Origin of the sequence: Streptomyces sp. 184 (genome assembly GCF_045781775.1) — a bacterium.
Classification (GTDB): Bacteria; Actinomycetota; Actinomycetes; order Streptomycetales; family Streptomycetaceae; genus Streptomyces.
The window spans coordinates 4,016,482-4,036,144 of record NZ_CP123230.1 but is presented as its reverse complement, the minus strand read 5'-3'; the positions used below and the strand labels follow the sequence as shown (position 1 = coordinate 4,036,144).

The following is a 19,663-nucleotide window of genomic DNA, read 5'->3' as shown; positions in this document are numbered from 1 at the left end:
GTGTTCACACGGCTCCCAGTCGTTTCTGACGTCCGCCTCCTAGCGTCCGGCACGTGTCGCGAATCCTCCGCACGCTGCCGTCCACGGCGGTGTCCCTGGCCACCCTCGTCGTCCTCGCCGCCACCGCGTCGTCCTCCGCCCCCGGCGTGCCGGACGCGGCGCAGCGCACAGGTGCCCCCCGCATGCTCTACGTCTACTACGCCCCCTCCCCCGGGTCCGCGGAGTCCGAAGAGCCCGAAGAGCCCGAAGGATCCGAAGACTCCGCCGACGCTCCGGCCGCCTCCGCCGCGCCGGAGGACCCCGACGAGGCGGTGGCACAAGCGCTGGAGGCGCTGCCGGAGGCGGCGGGCAGGTACGACGTCGCCGTGGCGGATCTGGACACCGGCGCCGAGGCCGCGTACGGCTCGGGCGAGGGCACGTTCGACACCGCGAGCATCGTCAAGGTCGACATACTCGCCGCCCTGCTGCTCCAGGCCCAGGACACCGGCACCCCGCTGACCGCCGCGCAGGAGCGACTGGCCGCGGCGATGATACGCAGCAGCGACAACGCCGCCACCGACACGCTCTGGTGGGACATCGGCGGCGGCCCCGGCCTCGCGGAGGCCAACCGCCGCCTGGGCCTGACCGCGACCGAGCCCGGCGCCGGCGGCACCTGGGGGCTGACGCAGACCACGGCGTCCGACCAACTGGCGCTGCTCGACGCGGTGTACGGCGACGGCGGCTCGGCGCTCAGCCGCGACTCGCGCCGCTACGTCGAGGAGCTGATGACCACGGTGGTCGAGGGCCAGCGCTGGGGCGTGTCCGCGGCGGCGGACGACGCCGGCGCGGCGGCGCTGAAGAACGGCTGGCTGCCGCGTTCGGCGACCGGGCTGTGGGACGTCAACAGCATCGGCCGCGTCGAGCACCGCGGCCACACCCTCCTCGTCGCCGTCGTCTCCGACGGGCACGCCTCGCACCGGGCGGGCATCGACGTCGTCGAGACCGTCGCGACGACGGTGGCGGACACGCTGCGTAACTGATTGGCCGCCGCACGCATCCGAAGGTCCCCTACCCCGGGAACACACGTGGCCCGTATGCCCGACTTACCGGGGGACGTGCACCTGTGCTTGCGGATGAAAGTGCATCTGTACTTGCATCCGGAGGTCTATATCACTCACCATTGAACAACCAGCACGTTCCAAGGCGACATTACTGATCGGGGAATTGGCATGGCGGCAGCCTTCGGGGAGCGATCCGAGGCTTCGGCGTTCGCTGCCCGCGCCCTCGACGCCCACCCTCGATCGATAGCCGAAGCCCGCCGCACGGTGCGCACCACGCTGCGTGACTGGGATCTCGCCGAGCTGTCCGACAGCGTCGAGTGCGTCGTCTCCGAGCTGGTGACCAACGCCGTACGCCACGGGGTGCCCGGCTGCGCCCCGCTGCCCGCCCCCGAGCCGCAGCCGGTGACGCTCACCCTCGTACGCCGCGGCGGCGAGGTCGTCTGCGCGGTCTTCGACCCGGGCGACGGCGTGCCGGCACCGTGCGAGGCGGACGACGTCGCCGAGTCCGGGCGCGGGCTCCAGATAGTGGCGACACTCAGCGACGCGTGGGGCTGGAGTGCCCCGGGGCCGTTCGGCAAGGCCGTGTGGTCCCGGTTCACCGCGCCCGCCGGGACCGGCGGCCCGGCGGACGTGGACGCCGACGGGGACGGCGACCGGGACCGCGAGTGGCAGTCCTTCGCCCGCTGCCTGGCTCTGCTGGAGTCGCTCGTGCCCGGGCGCCTCGCCGTCCCCGCCCCGGCCGTCGCCTGACCCGCCCGGCCGGACCACCGCGCCGGCCCGCGCCGCCGGACTTTCCGGCGGGAAGTGCCCGCGTCCCCGCGGAACCTCCCGGCCGGTCCGCGCGTTCCCCCGCAGTGGCGCGCAGCCACCGGGACACCACGAGACACCACCGGGACGAGGAGACGGCGATGGCGGAACTGCGGCTCGGCCCGCTGCTGCGGTACGCCGACGGCACCCGCGCCACCGTCTGGGTCGAGACCGGCGGCCCGTGCAAGGCGGAGGTCCGCTGCGCGGACGGCGCCGGCGGCAGCTCCCGCACCTGGTCGGTCGGCGGCCACCACTACGCGCTCGTGGCCGTCGACGGCCTGACGCCGGGCGCCGCCACCCCGTACCGCGTGCTCCTGGACGGCGACGAGGTCTGGCCGCTGCCCGGCGCCTCCGCGAGCACCATCCGCACCCCCCGGCCCGGCGCCGCGCTGCGCGTGGCCTTCGGCTCCTGCCGCTGGGCCGCGAAGCCCGGCGGCGGCCACGACCCCGTGGGACCCGACGCCCTCGACACCCTCTCCCGCCGGCTGGACGCCCGCCCGGACGCCGAGCGCCCCGACATCCTGGTGCTCCTCGGCGACCAGGTGTACGCGGACGAGACCTCCGAGGCCACCCGCCTGTGGCTCGCCGGCCGCCGCGACCTCGACGTGCCGCCGGGCGACCAGATCGCCGACTACGAGGAGTACACCCACCTCTACGACGAGTCCTGGCTCGACCCCGAGGTGCGCCGGCTCATGGCCTCCGTGCCCTCGTGCATGATCTTCGACGACCACGACGTCATCGACGACTGGAACACCTCCGCCGCCTGGCTCGCGTCGATCCGCACCGCGCCCTGGTGGCGCGAGCGGATCCTCGGCGGGCTGATGTCGTACTGGGTCTACCAGCACCTCGGCAACCTCTCCCCCGACGAGTTGGCCACCGACCCGCTCTACGCGGCCGTGCGCGAGGCCGGCGACGGCACGGAGCTGCTGCGCGGGTTCGCCGAGCGGGCCGACGCCGACCCGGCGGCCGTGCGCTGGAGCTACCGCCGCGACCTGGGCCGCACCCGGCTGCTGATGGTGGACTCGCGCGCCGCGCGGGTGCTGGAGGAGCAGAGCCGCGCGCTGGTCGACCCGGAGGAGATGGAGTGGGTGCGCCGGCAGGCGCTGGACGGGACGGACGCGTACGACCACCTCCTCATCGGCACGTCGCTGCCGTGGCTGCTGCCGCCCGCGGTGCACGACGCCGAGGGGTGGAACGCCGCGCTGTGCGCCGGTGAGCGGGGGCCGCGCTGGGCCCGGCTGGGCGAGAAGCTGCGCCGGCGCGCCGACCTGGAGCACTGGTCGGCCTTCCCCCGGTCGTTCGCCGAGCTGGCGGACCTCATCGCCGAGGTCGGCCGCGCGAAGGACGCGCCCGCCACGGTGCTGGTGCTCTCCGGCGACGTGCACCACGCCTACGTGGCCGAGCCGCGGTGGCCGCGGGAGGCACTGCCGGAGGGTCCGCGGCCGGTGGTCGCGCAGCTCACCTGCTCGCCGATGCACAACAGCGTCCCCGCCCCCATAAGGGCGGGCTTCCGCTTCGGCTGGAGCCGCGCCGGCCGGCTCCTCGGCCGTGCCCTCGCCCGGCACGGCCGCCTCGCCGCCGACCCGATCGGCTGGCGCAAGACCGGCGGCCCCTGGTTCGGCAACCAGTTGATGACGCTCACCCTCGGCGGCCGTGACACCGCCCTGCTGCGTCTGGAGCAGGCCCGCCAGGAGGACGGCGACGGCGCCCGCCTCGTCCCGGCGGACGAGCGGGACCTGCTGCAACGGCCCGCGCACGGGCGGCAGTAGGCCCGTTCCGGCACATTCGCGTGCCGACCTGCGCAAGGAGCTGTCTAAGGCGTTCCCAGCCCGGGTGAACTTCGCTATCTTTCGGGGCCCGTAATCCAACTCTGCACGTCTACCGCATCCTTGTCACCGAAATACGGAACAAAACACCATGTCACGTGCGATATCACTGGACGGCGTCACCAAGGTCTACGAGCGCGGCATCCGGGCGGTCGACCGCTTCTCCCTCGATATCGAGCCCGGCGAGTTCGTCGTCCTGCTCGGCCCCTCCGGATGCGGCAAGTCCACCGTGCTGCGCATGATCGCCGGGCTGGAGTCCGTCACCGAGGGGCAGTTGCTGCTCGACGGCGAGGACGCCGCCGACCTGGCGCCCGGTCAGCGCGGGATGGCGATGGTGTTCCAGAACTTCGCCCTCTACCCGCGGATGACCAACCGCGACAACATCGGCTTCCCGCTGAAGCTGGAGGCCCGCGGCGACGTCGGCCCGCGCGTGGACGCCACCGCCCGGCTGCTGGGCATCGAGGACCTGCTCGACCGCTACCCCGCGCAGCTCTCCGGCGGCGAGCGGCAGCGCGTCGCGATCGGCCGGGCGATCTCCCGGGAGCCCACCGCGTTCCTCATGGACGAGCCGCTGTCCAACATCGACGCCAAGCTCCGCAACCACCTGCGCGCCGAAGTCGCCCGGCTCAACCGCGAGTTGGCGGTCACCACGGTCTACGTCACGCACGACCAGGCCGAGGCGATGTCGCTCGGCGACCGGATCGCCGTGATGCGCGACGGCGTGCTCCAGCAGGTGGGTACGCCCCGCGAGGCGTACGCGCTGCCGAAGAACATCTTCGTCGCCGCGTTCATCGGCACCCCGCGGATCAACCTCCTCGAAGCCGTCGTGCACGCGCCGCTGCCCGGCCGGATGACCATCGACCTCGGCCGGCAGAGCCTGGTGCTGCCAGAACCGCTCTCCCCCGACCACCAGATGCTCCGCATCCAGCAGGGCCGGCCGGTGATCGTGGGCCTGCGCTCCGAGGCGGTGCGCATCGCCCGGCCGTCGCTGGCGCGCCCCGGCGAGTGCGCGATGAGCGGCATCGTCGAGCACGTGGAGTACCTGGGCCACGAGGCGCTGCTGCATCTGAACACCGGCTCGCGCGCGGCCGTCGTACCGGCGCTGGAGGGCCCCCGTACGGACTCGGCGCCCGGCGGGCACCGCAAGAACAAGGAGGGCACCGTGCTGGGGCGGCTGCGCGAGCGGGCGGTGGCCCATCTGCACGCCCTCGGCCAGGACGACCAGGCCGACCAGGGGGCGGTGGGGGTGCTGGAGGCGCCCCCGATGCCGAAGGCGCCGCCGCAGAGCGCCGAGCGCGCCGCGATCGCCGGCGGCGACCTCGTCGTACGCACCGGGCCCGACGTCATGGTCCGGCCCGGCACCCATGTGCCGCTGCTGATCGACCTGGAACACCTGTACGTCTTCGACCAGCAGGGCCGCCGCGTCTGCCCGGCGCCCGCCCACCAGGCGAAGCTGGACGAGTGACGCCGCCCGCGGCCCGCCGGCTCCGCCCGCCGGAGCACGGCCGCCGCGGGGCGGCGACCGCTCCCCGGCCACTCGGGTGAGCTGAGGGCAAATCACCCAATTGCCGCTTTTCTTCGGTAAATCTGACTGCCAGGCTGGCAAACGACCTCTGACGGCTCCGTCGCCCCTGGAGATTTCCGTGATTCTGTCGATCTCAGGCGTTGTCCTCCTGGGTGTCATCGTCTTCCTGTTCTTCCGCAAGGACGGGCTGAAGCCGTCCCATGCCATCGTCTGCGCCCTCTTCGGGTTCTACTTGGCGGGCACCGCGATCGCCCCCAGCATCAAGGCCGGCGGGCAGAGCCTCGCCAGCCTGCTGGGCGGCATCAAGATCTAGGACGCCCCCGGCCCGCCGGCGTCCCGCACCCAGGACTCGGAGACCCGACGCATGCGACGACCGTTCGCCCGGATGCCCGGCCGCGGGACCCCTCCGGCGGCCCGCGGCCGTGAGCTGGCCAGGACCGCGGCGGACGGCGCCGCGGACGTGCTGCGGCCGGTGGTGGTGCTCACCCGCGGCGCCGCCCGGCTGGCGGTCGCCGCCCGGCGGCGCTGGAGCGCGACCCCGCCGGAGCGGCGGGGTCCGACGGCGTTCCTCGCCGGCGCCTGCCTCCTGCTGGTCTACCTGATGCCGTACGGCCCGCTGGCCGCCGGCGCGGCGCTGCTGGCCGCGGCGGTGTGGGCCGGCCGCGACCGGGCCGAGCCGGAGGCGGCGGAGGACGAGGACGCGGCGGCGCGGCGGCAGGAGCGGCTCACCGCGCTGTACGAGGCGCTGGTGCCCTACTTCTCCTCCCCCGACGACCCGCACCCCCTCTACGCCCACGAGGGCGACACCGAGCAGGTCTTCAGCGACGCCGAGTCCGACGGCGACGGCCGGCTGACCGCGCTGCGGCTGCGCTACCCGCCGTACTTCCGCGACGGCGAGCCGGAGGCCCGGGCGCGTATCGAGCAACTGCTCTACGCCAAGTGCGGCCGGGGGCGCGAGTACCTCTTCGACTGGCACGAGGACGACAACCGCCTCGACCTGGCCGTCCTGGACCCGCTGCCCACCGACATCGGGGCGCAGCCCTACGTCACCGCGCAGGGCGAGTCGGTGCTCGGCTTCACCGACGCCGCGGGCGTGCGGCGGACGCTCCCGGTGCGCACGGACAGCGGCGACCGCGACGAGCCGCCGGTGCTGTGGCGCACCGGCCCGCGCTCCACGGAGCCGCACCTCCTCGCCCTCGGCCAGCCCGGCACGGGCACGACGACGCTGCTGCGGTCGCTGGCCCTCCAGGCGCTGCCGCACGGCGAGGTGCTGGTGGTCGACGGCGGCTGTGCGGGCGAGTTCGGCTTCCTGGCGGGGCGGCCGGGGGTGCTGGCGGTGGAGTCCACGGTCGGCGGCGCCCTGGCGCTGCTGCGCTGGGCGGCGGAGGAGACGGAGCGCCGGCTGACGCGCCCGGCCGGCGGCGACGGGGCGGGCGGCGGCAGGTCGGCGGGCCCGCGGCCGCTGTGGATCGTCGTGGACCGGCCGGCGGCGCTGACCCATCTGGCCGCCGCGGACGGGCGGGCGGATCCGCAGGGGCTGCTGGAGGTGCCGCTGCGGCACGGCCGGGCGGCGAACGTCACGGTCGTGGTGGCGGACCAGTTCGACTGCGCCGACTCGGTGGGCGCGGCCGTACGGGATCACACCCGCGCCCGCGTCGTGCTGGGGCCCGCCTCGGCGCGGCAGGTCGAATCCGTGCTCGGCGCCCCGCCGCACACCACCCCGGTGTACGACGTCCCGCCGGGGCGCGGCTACGTACGCCTGGGCCAGGGCCCGGTGCACCGGCTCCAGGTGCCCGCGACGCCGGACCCGCACCACCGTGAGACGCCCGAGGCGCTGCGGCGGGCGGTGCTCGACCTGCTGCCGGAGCCGGCGGACACCGCCGCGGCGCGGGCCGGCTGACCCGCGGCGGCTCCGGAACCGCCCGCCCGGGGCGGCCGTCGCGTCAGGCGATGAACGCCCCCGCCGGCTCCGCCGCCACCGGCCCGCCGCCCTCGGCCACGATGCGGGCCGCCGCGGCGAGCCGGCCGACCGCCTCCTCGGCGACCGCGCCGGTGACGGTGAACGGCAGCCGCACGTAGCCCTCGAAGGCCCCGCCGACGCCGAACCGGGGGCCCGAGGGGATCCGTACGCCCACCCGCTCGCCCGCCTCGGCGATCCGCGAGCCGGACAGACCGCCGGTACGCACCCACAGGGTCAGCCCGCCGTGCGGCACGGTGTACTCCCAGCCGGGCAGGTGGCGCCGCAGGGCGGCCACGATCGCGTCGCGGTTGGCGCGGGCCTGGGAGCGGCGCAGCCCGGTGGCCGCCGCCCAGCCGCCGCCCTCCAGCAGCCAGGTGGTGGCCAGTTGCTCGACCACCGGGGAGCCGAGGTCGGCGTACGCGCGCGCGGAGACGAGGCTGCGGATCACCTCGGGGGCGGCGCGCACCCAGCCGATGCGCAGCCCCGCCCAGAACGCCTTGCTGGCCGAGCCGACGGTGACGACGGTGGAGCCCGCCGGGTCGTACGAGGCGACGGGCCGCGGGGGCTCGCCGGTGTCGTCCAGGCGCAGTTCGCTCATCGTCTCGTCGGCGACGACGACGGTGCCGGCGCGCCGGGCGGCGTCGACGAGCGCGCGGCGCTGGTCGTCGTTCGCCAGGGCGCCGGTGGGGTTGTGGTAGTCGGGGATGACGTACGCCAGCCGCGGGGCGGCGTCGCGCAGGGTCTGCCGCCAGGTCTCCACGTCCCAGCCGGTCAGCCCTTCGCCCATGGCCACGGGTACGAGCCGGGCGCCGTCCTCGCGCATGAGCTGGAGGATGTTGGCGTAGCTCGGCGAGTCCACGGCGATCCGCTCGCCGCGGCCGGCGAAGAGCCGGCACAGGGCGATCATCGCGCCCATCGCACCGGTCGTGATCATGATCTGCTCGGGCATGGTCGGCACCCCGCGGGCGGTGTACCGCTCGGCGATGGCCGCGCGCAGGCCGGGCAGTCCCGCGGGGTAGTCGCCGTGGGTGTGGGCGTAGAGCGGCAGTTGCTCCAGCGCGCCGTGCATGGCGCGGGTGAGCCACGGCTCGGGGGCGGGCAGGGCGGCGCAGCCGAGGTCGATCATCGAACCGGTGGCGTCCGGCGGCAGCGGCTCCAGGCCGCGGGTGGGCAGCGGATGCCCGGCCGGTACGGAGGTCCAGCTTCCGGCGCCGCGGCGGGATTCGAGGAAGCCGGCCGCGCGCAGGTGCTCGTACGCCGCGGCGATGGTGGTGCGGCTCACACCGAGGGCGGCGGCCAGCTCGCGCTCGGCGGGCAGCCGGGTGGCCACCGGGATGCGCCCTTCGAGCACCAGCAGGCGCACGCCGTCCGCCAGCGAGCGGTACGCGGGCACGCGGCGGCCGGCCCGGTCGAGGGCCACGGCGCCCGCGCTCTCCTGCGACCGCAGCAGCCGCGCGAGTTGCACCGCGCCGACGGCCGATGTCCATTCCGCCATGAAAACCAGGCCACCTTTCCCTGATTGGCCATATCACCCGCACAAGTCCAGTCCACATAGTGGCACGCAGCCATCCAACAGGACCAGAGGGGAGCCAGTCTTGTCGCGCTCGAAGGGATCTCGTACGTCCCGCAGACTCGCGCATCTGTACGTCGGCCTGACGCTGTACGGGCTGAGCTGCGCGCTGATGGTGCGCGCCGGGATCGGGCTCGACCCGTGGGACACCTTCCACCAGGGTCTCGGCGAGCAGACCGGCTGGTCCATGGGGGTCGCGACGATCGTGGTCGGCGCCGCCGTGCTGCTGCTGTGGATCCCGATCCGGCAGCGCCCGGGGCTCGGCACCGTCTCCAACGTCGTGGTGATCGGCCTGGCCATGGACGCCTCGCTCGCGGTGCTGCCCGACGCGCACGGCCTGGCCTTGCAGATACCGCAGATGCTCGCGGGCGTCGTCCTCAACGGCGTGGCCACCGGCATGTACATCTCCGCCCGCTACGGGCCCGGGCCCCGCGACGGGCTGATGACCGGGCTGCACCGCCGCACCGGCCTGTCCGTCCGGCTGGTCCGCACCCTGATCGAGATCGCCGTGCTGGCCTCGGGCTGGGCACTCGGCGGCGCGGTCGGCGCCGGCACGGTCGTCTACGCCCTGGCGATCGGCCCGCTGGCGCAGTTCTTCCTGCGCGTCTTCGCGATCCCGGAGCCCGCCCCGGCCGAGCCGGAGCCCGCCGACGGGGCGGAGTGTGACGCGACACCCGCGAGGTGAATTATGTGCGGCCTGTCGGGGAGCGGTAGTGTACGCCTCCGGCTCGGCAGGCGGACCGTTACAGCATGCAGTGAGATGAAATCAGCCGGTGACATCTCCGTCACACGTGACAAAGCGGACGCCAGTGGGTAGAAGCAATGGGGCGGCACGACGGGCGACGCATGTCCCGGAACGGGAATCTTCATCGCCGACCGGACGTTGACCGGATGACGACGACAGCGACACCTGTCCTGTGGGCGACAAGCCCGGGAGGCAACGATTCATGAGTGAGCGAGCTCTTCGCGGCACGCGACTCGTGGTGACCAGCTACGAGACGGACCGCGGCATCGACCTGGCCCCGCGCCAGGCGGTGGAGTACGCATGCCAGAACGGCCATCGGTTCGAGATGCCGTTCTCGGTCGAGGCGGAGATCCCGCCGGAGTGGGAGTGCAAGACGTGCGGCGCGCAGGCGCTGCTCGTCGATGGCGAGGGACCGGAGGAGAAGAAGGTCAAGCCCGCCCGGACGCACTGGGACATGCTCATGGAGCGGCGCACCCGCGACGAGCTTGAAGAGGTCCTGGCCGAGCGGCTGGCAGTGCTGCGCTCCGGCGCGATGAACATCGCCGTACATCCGCGCGACAGCCGCAAGTCGGCCTGACACGCGGCGCCGCGCCAGCGGCGAACGGCACCCGGAAGGGCCCGTCCCAGCGGTGGGACGGGCCCTTCCGGGTGCCCGAAAACGGTACGGGGGCCCGGTGATCCGGGCCCGCCGCGGTGCTTCGGGCCCGCCCTCCGGGACGGCGGCCGGGCCCGGAGCCGGCGACGGCTGACGGCCGCCGCCGCGGGCTCAGCGCCCCGGCGGCCGGTCCTCGTCGTCGTCCTCGCGTATCACCTCGCCCTGGACGACCTTGCCGTCCGGGCGGTGGATACGCGACTGCGTGTACACGTGCCCCAGGTCCCGGCCCGCCGCCGACCGCTCGACCATGCGGGTCGCGCGCCGGCTCACCAGCGCCCGTACCGGCGGCAGGAGCAGAAGCAGCCCCGCCGCGTCCGTGACCAGCCCGGGCACCATCAGCAGCAGCCCGGCGAGCATCATCAGCCCGTTGCCGGAGCCGCGTCCGCGGCCGGCCTCCGGGTCCGCCGCGGCACCGCTCTGCTGCCGCTGCACCTGCTCGGTGAGCGACCGCCAGGCCCGCCGGCCCGCCCGCTTGATGACGACCGTGCCCAGGACGAGCCCGCCCACCAGCACCGCGAAGACGCCCAGGACCCCGATCTCGGCGCCGAGCACGATCAGCAGCCACAGCTCCAGCAGCGCCCAGGCGGCGACGCCCAGGGGCGCCAGGGTGCGCGCGAGCGAGCGGCGCCGGCGCGCGGGGCGCCCGCGGCCGTCACCGGGGCCGGTGGGGCGGCCGGAGCCGCCGGGGCCCGCCCCCCGGTCGTCGGAGCCTGCCGGGTCCTCGTACGGCTGCGGAATGCGATCGCTCATGACTCAAGTGTGCCTGCGGCCGAGAATCCGCCCCAGCCGGGACCGTACGCCCCACGCAGGAACCCGCCACGCCGCCTCGGCGAAGATGTCCTTGCTCATCTTGGAGTCGCCGCGCTCCCGCTCGACGAAGGTGATCGGCACCTCGACGACGTGGTAGCCGGCGTCGGCCACCCGCCGGGCCAGGTCCACCTGGAAGCAGTACCCCTGCGAGGCGATGTTCCCCAGCCCGATGCCCTCCAGCGTCCCCCGCCGGAACGCGCGGTAGCCGCCGGTGACGTCCCGGATGTGCAGCCCCAGCCAGATCCGCGAGTACGCGCTGCCGCCGCGGGAGATGAACTCCCGGGACTTGGGCCAGTTGACCACCCGGCCGCCGGGCACCCACCGGGAGCCGAGCACCAGGTCGGCGCCCTTCAGCGCGGTGAGCAGCCGGGGCAGTTCCTCCGGCCGGTGCGAGCCGTCGGCGTCCATCTCGACCAGCACGCCGTAGCCGCGCTCCAGGCCCCAGCCGAAGCCGGCGAGGTAGGCGGCGCCCAGGCCCTCCTTGCCCGCCCGGTGGAGCACGTGTACGTGCCCGTCGTCGGCACTCAGCTCGTCGGCGAGCTTCCCGGTGCCGTCCGGGCTGTTGTCGTCGACGACCAGGACGTCGGCGTCCGGCACCGCGGCCCGCACCCTGGAGACGATCGACTCGAGGTTCAGGGCCTCGTTGTACGTCGGGATGATCACCAGGATCCCGCCCAGCGGGCCGTAGCGCCCCTGAACCCCGTCTGTCACTGCCGTCCCTTCCGCAATTCCCGCTTGAGCCGTCCTCGCGGGCACGCGGCCGCGCGGGACAGGACGCCCACCATAGCCAGAGTCCACCGTGGTCCGGCACCGAGGCGGTGCGCAACGGTACCGCGGGACGGCGCGGGGATCCGGTGCGGCCTGCGGAAGCCGCGGAGGGGAGGGAACCGGGGAAGGGGTGCCGGCAGGGGCGGCGGCGGCTCCTGGGGCCGTACCCGCCCGCGCACGGTGCCGCTGCGGGTCGGGCCCGGCGCCCTTCGGTCCGACCTGGGACCCGCTGGCTGCGGATCGACCGAGGGCCGTTGTCTACTGAGCGTCCGGGCCCCACCCGGGGTCACACCAGCCCGACGGATGCCATCCTCCCTCGCCCCCGTGCCGGAGTCCTGGACCTGGCTGCCTGCGATGGGGCGCCGGTGCGGCACACCATCCGTGGCCCAGAGCGTTCCACGACTGCGCGGAGGTGATCCGGCCGGACGTCCTGTGGTGGACTCGGCCGAAACTACCCGCCGTTGCCCGCTGCGTGTCAACAGCCGTGTCACCTGTGGCGTTTTGCCGAAGCGGCTGGTCAGTCCCGAAATCAGGCGGCGGTCCCACGCCCGGGACGGCCTTCGTTCGGCCTATCGAAGATCGTTAACTCACCCGATCGGCCCCGCATGGACGGTGTTTCCGGCCACGACCGTACGCAGGCACACGGGCAGTTCGGCGCCGGGTGTGAGGTCGGGCAGGCCGGGGGTGCCGGAGCGCGGGTCGGTCGACCAGTTCGCGATCCGCTCGTCGGGCACCTGTACGACGAGGTCCCCGGCCGCCCAGACGGCGTAGTCCGCGGGCGCGCCGGGCACGAGCACGCCCGCGTCGTCGCGGCCGACGGCCCGCCAGCCGCCGCGGGTGTGGGCGGTGAACGCGGCGCGGGCGGAGATGCGGTGCTCCGGCGTGCGGTGGAACGCGGCGGCCTGGACGGCGCGCCAGGGGTCGAGCGGGGTCACCGGGGCGTCGGAGCCGAGGGCGAGCGGCACACCGGCGCGCAGGAGGGCCGCGTACGGGTTGAGGGTCCGCGCCCGTTCCGGGCCCAGCCGGCGCGCGTACATGCCCTCCTCGCCGCCCCAGGCGGCGTCGAACGCCGGCTGCACGGACGCCGTGAGCGCCAGCTCCGCGAACCCGGCGACGGTCTCGGGGGTGAGCATCTCGGCGTGCTCCACGCGGTGCCGCAGCGCCCGTACGCGGTCCAGGCCGACCCGCTCGGCCGCGGCCCGTACGCCGTCGACCACGGCGGCGACGGCGGCGTCCCCGATGGCGTGGAACCCCGCCTGGAGCCCCGCCTCGGTGCAGGCGGCGACGTGGGCGGCGACCGCGGCGGCGCCGAGGTAGCCGTTGCCGTAGTGCCCGGGGCCGTCGGCGTACGGCTGCGTCAGGTGCGCGGTGCGCGAGCCGAGGGAGCCGTCGGCGCAGAAGTCGCCCGCCGCGCCGAAGGCCCCGAGTTCGCGGATGCGCCGGGCGTCCTCGGGGCCGGTGACGGCCTCGCCCCAGTAGCCGGTGACGCGCGGCCCCGGCCGCTCGGCGGCCAGCGCGAGGAGCGCCGCGAAGTCGTCCTCGCCGCTGATGTCGGGCCCCGCGCACTCGTGTACGGAGCCGATGCCGACCGCCGCCGCCCGGTCGAGCGCGGCGCCCTGGGCGGCGGCGCGCTGCGCGGGCGACATGGCGGCGTACGCGGCGCGGCGTACGGCGTGGTGGGCGTCGCGGATCAGCGGCTCGCCGTCGGCGTAGCCGTCGCGTCCGGCGATGCCGGGCACCAGGTCGAGCAGGGCGGTGCTGACGGCGGCGGAGTGCACGTCGACGCGGGTGAGGTAGAGCGGCCGGCCGCCGGCCGCCTCGTCCAACTCGGCGCGGGCCGGCGGGCGGCCCTCGGGCCAGCCGCTCTCGTCGTACCCCTGGCCGATCAGCACCCGGTCCGCGGGGCGGGCGGCGGCGTGCGCGCGGATCCGCGCGAGGGCGTCGGGCAGGCCGGTGGCGCCGGACAGGTCGAGTCCGGTCAGCGCCAGGCCGGTTGCGGTCAGATGCACGTGCGCGTCGGTGAACGCCGGGGTGACGAGGGCGCCTTCGAGGTGGACGACCTCGTCGACGGTGCCGGCGTCGGCGAAGCCGTCGGCCGCGCCCTCGGAGCCGACCCAGGCGACGCGGTCGCCCTCGACGAGCATCGCGGTGGCGAACGGGTCGGCGGGGCTGTGGACGGTGCCGCCGCGCAGCAGCACGGTGCGGCGGGCGGAACCGGCCGCGCCGGGCGCGGAGTTCGCGGTCCCGCCGGCGGTGCGGGGTGCAGTGCGGGCGGGGCGGGCGGCGGGGCTGTCGGCGGTCACGGCTGCGGTGCCTCGGATTCGGATCGGGGGCGCCGCGCCGTCAGATGCGCGGCGGCCTGGCTTCGTACGGCGTGGAGAGCACGACCGTCGTACGGGTCGAGACCCCGGCGAGCGAACGGATGCGGGCGAGCAGGTCCTCCAGCTCGGCCGGGGCGGCGACGCGCACCTTGAGGATGTAGTTCTCCTCCCCCGCCACGCTGTGGCACGCCTCGATCTCCGGGACTTCGGCGAGCCGGTCCGCGATGTCGTCGGGGGCACTGGGGTCGAAGGGCTTCACCGAGATGAACGCGGTCATCGGCAGGCCGATCGCCTCCGGGTCCACGATGGCGCCGTAGCCCCGGATCACGCCGCGCTGCTCCAGCCGCCGCACGCGCTGGTGCACGGCCGAGGTGGACAGGCCGGTGGCCTTGCCCAGGTCCGTATAGCTCATGCGCCCGTCCCTGACGAGCAGCTCCACGATGTGCCTGTCCAACTCCTCCACAACGCATCAACCTACTTCGTTTGCGGCGGTCCGGTACATCCGGGGCCGCCGGGGGAACCGGGGAGGGCGCCCCGGGGGCGCATACGGCGCACGCGGCAGCGTGTGACGAAGGCCACAGTCCACCCGGGAGCGAGGGGGACCCTGTGGACGATTATTCGGATGACAGCGAGGGAAATCCTTGCTGTGGTCGAGACCACCACGTGACCGTCCAGGTGGCCCAACCTGAGGGGGAACTGCATGCGCCGTTCCGAGCATGTCGAGCTGGTCGATCCCGACGCCGTCGTCGAGGACGACGACGGCGGTTTCGCCGAGACCTCGCTGATCTTCCGGGTGCTCTGCCCGGACTGCGTCCAGCCCATCGCCCTGCTGGAGGGCGAGGACGTGCTGCCCGAGCACGCCCGCATCACCCCGGCGAACCCGTTCGGCCTGACCGTGTGCACCGGCTCCGGCAGCCCGCTGTCGGCCGCGGCGCCGCAGGACGCGCGGCTCGACGCCCGCGCCGAGGACACGGCGGCGCTGCTGACGCTGCCCGAGGGCCTCGACTGGCGGCGCCAGCCCTTCTCGCACGTCGGCGGCCCGGGCAACGCCCCGGCGCGGCGGCGGCTGCCGGCGATGCGCCGGCGCAAGTAGCTCTCTGCGCCCCGCGCGGGGCGCCGCGGCACCCGCAGGCGTTCCCCGCGCCGTCCCGCGCCCCTGACGCCGTACGGGCGGGCCCCTACGCCCGGCCCGCCTCGGTGCCCAGCAGGTGCCGCGCGATCACCACGCGCTGGATCTGGTTGGTGCCCTCCACGATCTGGAGCACCTTCGCCTCGCGCATGTAGCGCTCCGCGGGGAAGTCGGCCGTGTAGCCGTAGCCGCCGAGCGCCTGCACCGCGTCCGTCGTCACCCGCATCGCCGCGTCCGTGCAGAACAGCTTGGCCATCGCGGCGTCCTGGGCGAAGGGCAGGCCGGCGTCGCGCCGCCGCGCGGCGGCGAGGTACAGCGCGCGCCCGGCCGCGATCTGCGTGGCCATGTCGGCGAGCATGAAGCGCAGCCCCTGGAAGTCGGCGACGGGCCGGCCGAACTGCTCACGCTCCAGCGCGTATCCGTGCGCCGTGTCAAGCGCCCCCTGTGCCACCCCGATCGCGCACGCCGCGATGCCGAGGCGGCCGGAGTCCAGGGCGTCGAGCGCGATGGCGAAGCCCTGCCCCTCCTCGCCGATACGGCGCGCGTCGGGGACCCGTACCCCGTCGAAGTGCACCAGGCCGGTGGGCGAGCCCTTCATGCCCATCTTCCGCTCCAGCGGCGCGGCGCCGACCCCGGGGGCGTCGCCGGGGACGAGGAAGGCGGTGATGCCGCCGGGGCCGGGGCCGCCGGTGCGGGCCAGGACGGTGTAGAAGTCGGCGATTCCGGCGTGGGTGATCCACGCCTTGGTGCCGGTCAGCGTCCAGGTGTCGCCGTCGCGTACGGCGCGGGTGGTCAGGGCGGCGGCGTCGGAGCCGGAGCCGGGCTCGGAGAGGCAGTACGCGCCGAGCAGACCGCCGCCGAGGATGGCCGGCAGGAATTCCTTGCACTGCCCCTCGGTGCCGTAGCCGGCGACCGCGTGGGTGGCGAGGGTGTGCACGGAGGTGCCGAGGCCGACGGTCAGCCGGGCGGCGGCGAACTCCTCCAGCACCTGGAGGTAGACCCCGTACGGCTGCTCACCGCCGCCGTACTCGGCCGGGTAGGGCAGGGCGAGCAGTCCCGACTGCGACAGGGCGGTGAACAGCTCGCGGGGGAAGCGGCCCGCTTCTTCTTCTTCGGCCGCCCGGGGGGCGATCTCACGCCGGACCAGCTCGCGGACGAGGGCCAGCAGGTCGCGGGACTCCTCGGTGGGAAGCTCGCGTTCCACGGGCAGCGGACCACGTACGGCCATGCGGTGCACTCCTCTTCGCCGGGCGCGCGTACGGCGCTGTCGACGGCGGACCCGCCCGGGTTGTGGCGGCTCCGCCCGTTGTGTCGGTGCAGCCCGATGCTGCCCCGCCGGATTGCGGCGAGCCGGCATGTACGGCTGCGGTGATGGGGAGTATGCCCGATCGGCGGTACGGCGAGACAGGCAGGGGTCGCACCGTCACGCCGCGTCGCGGGCGGCCGAACCGGCCGGTCCGCGGGGCGGGTTCCTGGGGCCGGCTCCCGGGGGCGTCAGGGAGCGGCGGAAGCACCGCCGCGCGCGAGTCCGGCCAGCAGGTCGTCGTAGCCGGCCTTGACCCGGTCGGCGCTCATGCCGCCGGTGCGGCGCTGGTAGCCGTAGAGGTTGGCGGCCAGCGGCGCGAGCAGGGCGTCGGCGAGCCAGCGCACGTCGGCCTCCGGCCGGACCCGGCCGACGAGCAGCGCGAGGTGCTGCCGGTACAGCTCGTACGAGCCCTCGGTGAAACGGGCGTCGGCGGAGTCCATCTCGGCCACGAGCAGCAGCCCGAGCTGGTCCTCGGTGCGGTCGACCAGGGCGTGCAGGAAGGCGCGGATGCGCTCCGCCGGCCCCGCGCCGGGCCCGAGCGGCGGCGGGCCCTTCAGGAACGCGGCCTGGAACTGCACCTCGCGGTCGTCGATGACCGCGTACGCCAGTCCCGCGCGGTCGCCGAAACGGCGGTAGACGGTACCGACGCCGACGCCCGCGGCCTTGGCCACCTCGTCCATGGACAACGCGTCGGGGCCGCGCTCGGCGACCATCGCGGCCGCGGCGGCGAGGATCCTGCGGCGGTTCTGCGCGGCGTCCGCGCGCTCCGCCGGCGGGCCGCCGACCACGGGCAGCTCGGTGCCGGGCGGGCGCCGGGCGGCGATCGCGTCCTCCTGGGTCACCTGCGCTCCTTCCTGTCCGGAGGATATCGAAGAGGAGAGTTCTCCGGTTCCCGCTGGCATCCGGAGAACTCTCCGGTTACCCTTCCCAGGTAAGCGGAGAACTCTCCGGATAGCGAAGGGAACGCTCATGACACAGCTTGCGGGCCGGACGGCCCTGGTCACCGGCGGCAGCCGCGGCATCGGCGCCGCGATCGCGCGGCGGCTGGCCGAGGAGGGCGCCGACGTGGCGCTGACGTACCACCGCTCGCCCGACCGGGCGGCACAGGTCGTACGGGCCGTGGAGAAGGCCGGTCGGCGCGGGGTGGCCATCCAGGCCGACGCCGCGGACCCGGACGCCGTCGTCGCCTCGGTGGACCGCGCCGCCGCGGAGCTGGGCCGGCTGGACATCCTGGTCAACAACGCGGGCATCGCGCCGTACGGGCCGCTGGCCGAGGTGCGCCGCGAGGACGTGGACGCGGTGCTCGCGATCCACGTGCGCGCGGTCTTCCTCGCCGCCCAGGCCGCCGTCCGCCACCTCGGCCCGGGCGGCCGGATCATCAGCATCGGCAGCAGCTTCGTCGAGCGGGTGCCGATACCGGGCTGGACGCTCTACGCCGCCAGCAAGTCCGCGCTGGTGGGGCTCACCCGCGGCCTCGCCCGCGACCTGGGCCCGCAGGGCATCTCCGTCACCGTCGTCCACCCCGGCGACACCGACACCGAGATGAACCCCGCCGACTCCCCCGGCGCCGACGCCGCCCGCGCCATCAGCGCCCTGGGCCGCTACGGCAGCCCCGAGGACGTCGCCGCCACCGTGGCCCACCTCGCCGGTCCCGGCGGCGCGCAGATCACCGGCGCGGCGATCGCCGTCGACGGCGGCTTCGCCGCGTAGCGCGGGCACCCCCGGCCCGCGCGCCACCACCGCAACACCGGAACGACCCCCGGGAGAAACCGTGCCCTGGATATTCCTGCTGATCGCCGCCGGCCTCGAACTCGTCTGGGCCACCGCGCTGAAGCACTCCGACGGCCTCACCCGCCCGTGGCCCTCGACGCTCGGGCTGGTGACGGCCATGGTGAGCGTGATCGTGCTGACGATGGCGCTGCGCAGCCTGCCCGTGGGCACCGCCTACGCCGTCTGGGTCGGGCTGGGCTCGCTGGGCGTGGCCGCCGTGGGCATCCTCGCGATGGGCGAGAGCGCGTCGCCGGCCCGGCTGGCGTGCCTGGGGCTGATCCTCGCGGGCGTCATCGGCCTGAAGTTCGTCGAGGGCTGAACTCGGCCGGACGCCGCCGGACGCCGCAGGGGCGCGGCCGGGGCGCGGCCGGGCTGCGGTGGAACCCCGCGGGGGGACCGGGAGTTGACCCGGCATGGGAGACGTCGTGCCGTATCTGGTCCTGACCGGCGCTCTGATCGCCGTAATGGGCCTCCTCACCTGGTTCAAGGGCGTCGTACGCCGCCGAGGGCCGGCCGGCTCGGCGATGCGGGGCGCGCTGGCGGCGTACGAGGAGGCGATGCGCGTCACCTCGCACGACTCCCACCACGAGGTCCGCGCGGAGGCCGACCGCCGGGCTCCGGTCGGCTCCCCCGGCGATCCGCGCCGGCCAGGTGGCGCCCGGCGGAGAAATCGGCATGCGCCCGGCGGGCGCGCTCGTCTAAGTTCTTCCGGTGACCCAGTCCGCGCCCGAACCCGCCGTGTCCGCCGGGCCCGCCGCCCACGCCGCGAGCCCCGAGCCGCACTTCCGCGCCGCCGGGGCCGCCGACGCGCCGGCCATCGCCGCGCTGCACGCGGCCAGTTGGCGCCGCCACTACCGGGGCGCCTACTCCGACGCCTTCCTCGACGGCGATGTCGTCGCCGACCGCGAGGCGGTCTGGGCCGCACGGCTGGCGGACCTCCGCGCCGGGGGCGGCCGCGTCGGCGGGGCAGGGAGCCTGACGTACGTCTGCGAGTCCGGCGGCGCCGTCGTGGGCTTCGCCCACGCGGTCCTGGACGAGCACCCCCGCTGGGGCGCGCTGGTGGACAACCTGCACGTCGCGTACGGCAGTCAGCGGCGCGGCGTCGGCGCCCGGCTCATGCGGCTGGCCGCCCGGGGCGTCGCGGAGCGCTCGCCGGGGTCGGGGCTGCACCTGTGGGTGCTGGAGCAGAACGACCGGGCGCAGTCCTTCTACGCCGCGCTCGGCGGCACCCGTACGGAGCGCGCCCTCGTCCCGCCGCCGGGCGGCGACCCGGCCAGGCTCGCCGGCTCCCCGGGGTGCCTGCGCTACGTCTGGCCGGCCGGCGCGGAGCTGTTCGGCACCTGACACCCGCCCGCGCCCGTACCCCCCGTACGCGCCGAGGACCCGCCCCCCTTCTCCTGGCGGGGCGGGTCCTGCGGTGGTGTCGCGCTC

Annotated in this window: 19 protein-coding genes; 12 read left to right on the top strand and 7 right to left on the bottom strand. The window is 75.1% G+C overall.

The genetic code is table 11. The features are described 5' to 3' along the window. The first annotated feature begins 53 nt into the window (after positions 1–53). The 6 genes from QBL21_RS16845 to QBL21_RS16820 all read left to right on the top strand — a co-directional run bounded on the left by QBL21_RS16845 (position 54) and on the right by QBL21_RS16820 (position 7,098). The gene (locus QBL21_RS16845) at positions 54–1,019 is read left to right on the top strand and encodes a serine hydrolase (protein WP_407563018.1); all 966 of its coding nucleotides are present in this window, start codon (positions 54–56) and stop codon (positions 1,017–1,019) included. Between the two features lie 189 nt (positions 1,020–1,208). After that, the gene (locus QBL21_RS16840) at positions 1,209–1,790 is read left to right on the top strand and encodes an ATP-binding protein (protein WP_407563017.1); all 582 of its coding nucleotides are present in this window, start codon (positions 1,209–1,211) and stop codon (positions 1,788–1,790) included. A 158-nt stretch (positions 1,791–1,948) separates the two neighbouring features. Further along, positions 1,949–3,616: an alkaline phosphatase D family protein gene (locus QBL21_RS16835; RefSeq protein ID WP_407563016.1), complete on the top strand. Its 1,668-nt coding sequence runs from the start codon at positions 1,949–1,951 to the stop codon at positions 3,614–3,616. A gap of 148 nt (positions 3,617–3,764) precedes the next feature. Next, positions 3,765–5,138 carry an ABC transporter ATP-binding protein gene (locus QBL21_RS16830; RefSeq protein ID WP_407563015.1) on the top strand — a complete coding sequence of 458 codons (1,374 nt, stop codon included), beginning with the start codon at positions 3,765–3,767 and terminating at the stop codon, positions 5,136–5,138. Between the two features lie 178 nt (positions 5,139–5,316). Then, positions 5,317–5,511, top strand: a complete 195-nt coding sequence (locus QBL21_RS16825; RefSeq protein WP_027751678.1) for a hypothetical protein — start codon at positions 5,317–5,319, stop codon at positions 5,509–5,511. A 51-nt stretch (positions 5,512–5,562) separates the two neighbouring features. Beyond that, entirely contained in the window at positions 5,563–7,098 is a 1,536-nt protein-coding gene (locus tag QBL21_RS16820; protein WP_407563014.1) for a hypothetical protein, read from the top strand. 43 nt (positions 7,099–7,141) lie between these two features. Here the strand turns inward: QBL21_RS16820 and QBL21_RS16815 are convergent, their stop codons facing one another. Next, on the bottom strand, positions 7,142–8,653 hold the full coding sequence (locus QBL21_RS16815) for a PLP-dependent aminotransferase family protein (protein ID WP_407563013.1): 1,512 nt from the start codon (positions 8,651–8,653) through the stop codon (positions 7,142–7,144). Between QBL21_RS16815 and QBL21_RS16810 the strand changes: the two genes are divergently transcribed. Then, positions 8,652–9,413 carry a YczE/YyaS/YitT family protein gene (locus QBL21_RS16810; RefSeq protein ID WP_407563012.1) on the top strand — a complete coding sequence of 254 codons (762 nt, stop codon included), beginning with the start codon at positions 8,652–8,654 and terminating at the stop codon, positions 9,411–9,413. The two genes, QBL21_RS16815 and QBL21_RS16810, sit on opposite strands and share 2 nt — an antisense overlap. 262 nt (positions 9,414–9,675) lie before the next feature. After that, positions 9,676–10,050, top strand: a complete 375-nt coding sequence (locus QBL21_RS16805) for an RNA polymerase-binding protein RbpA (protein ID WP_026276152.1) — start codon at positions 9,676–9,678, stop codon at positions 10,048–10,050. A gap of 189 nt (positions 10,051–10,239) precedes the next feature. Here the strand turns inward: QBL21_RS16805 and fxsA are convergent, their stop codons facing one another. From fxsA to QBL21_RS16785, 4 genes are all read right to left on the bottom strand, one after another. Next, complete coding sequence (gene fxsA / locus QBL21_RS16800) at positions 10,240–10,878, bottom strand: FxsA family membrane protein (RefSeq protein ID WP_407563011.1); 639 nt, start codon at positions 10,876–10,878, stop codon at positions 10,240–10,242. Between the two features lie 3 nt (positions 10,879–10,881). Continuing rightward, entirely contained in the window at positions 10,882–11,649 is a 768-nt protein-coding gene (locus QBL21_RS16795; RefSeq protein ID WP_407563010.1) for a polyprenol monophosphomannose synthase, read from the bottom strand. A 644-nt stretch (positions 11,650–12,293) separates the two neighbouring features. After that, positions 12,294–14,009, bottom strand: a complete 1,716-nt coding sequence (locus QBL21_RS16790; RefSeq protein WP_407563009.1) for an amidohydrolase — start codon at positions 14,007–14,009, stop codon at positions 12,294–12,296. Positions 14,010–14,049: 40 nt separating this feature from the next. Then, a complete protein-coding gene (locus tag QBL21_RS16785; RefSeq protein WP_018835479.1) occupies positions 14,050–14,490 on the bottom strand; it encodes an Lrp/AsnC family transcriptional regulator in 441 nt (146 codons plus the stop codon). 237 nt (positions 14,491–14,727) lie between these two features. Here QBL21_RS16785 and QBL21_RS16780 point away from each other — a divergent pair, with 237 nt between their 5' ends. Then, complete coding sequence (locus tag QBL21_RS16780; RefSeq protein ID WP_407563008.1) at positions 14,728–15,120, top strand: hypothetical protein; 393 nt, start codon at positions 14,728–14,730, stop codon at positions 15,118–15,120. Between the two features lie 85 nt (positions 15,121–15,205). Here QBL21_RS16780 and QBL21_RS16775 read toward each other — a convergent pair whose 3' ends face one another. Further along, positions 15,206–16,384, bottom strand: coding sequence for an acyl-CoA dehydrogenase family protein (locus QBL21_RS16775; RefSeq protein WP_407563007.1), 1,179 nt, complete (start codon positions 16,382–16,384; stop codon positions 15,206–15,208). A gap of 266 nt (positions 16,385–16,650) precedes the next feature. Further along, positions 16,651–17,304: a TetR/AcrR family transcriptional regulator gene (locus tag QBL21_RS16770; protein WP_407563006.1), complete on the bottom strand. Its 654-nt coding sequence runs from the start codon at positions 17,302–17,304 to the stop codon at positions 16,651–16,653. Positions 17,305–17,431: 127 nt separating this feature from the next. Here QBL21_RS16770 and QBL21_RS16765 point away from each other — a divergent pair, with 127 nt between their 5' ends. The 3 genes from QBL21_RS16765 to QBL21_RS16755 all read left to right on the top strand — a co-directional run bounded on the left by QBL21_RS16765 (position 17,432) and on the right by QBL21_RS16755 (position 19,576). Next, positions 17,432–18,172 (top strand): SDR family NAD(P)-dependent oxidoreductase, encoded by a 741-nt coding sequence (locus QBL21_RS16765; protein ID WP_407563005.1) that lies wholly within the window; start codon positions 17,432–17,434, stop codon positions 18,170–18,172. Positions 18,173–18,233: 61 nt separating this feature from the next. Further along, positions 18,234–18,551, top strand: a complete 318-nt coding sequence (locus QBL21_RS16760) for a DMT family transporter (RefSeq protein WP_407563004.1) — start codon at positions 18,234–18,236, stop codon at positions 18,549–18,551. Positions 18,552–18,943: 392 nt separating this feature from the next. Further along, positions 18,944–19,576, top strand: a complete 633-nt coding sequence (locus QBL21_RS16755) for a GNAT family N-acetyltransferase (RefSeq protein WP_407563003.1) — start codon at positions 18,944–18,946, stop codon at positions 19,574–19,576. Positions 19,577–19,663 lie beyond the last annotated feature (87 nt).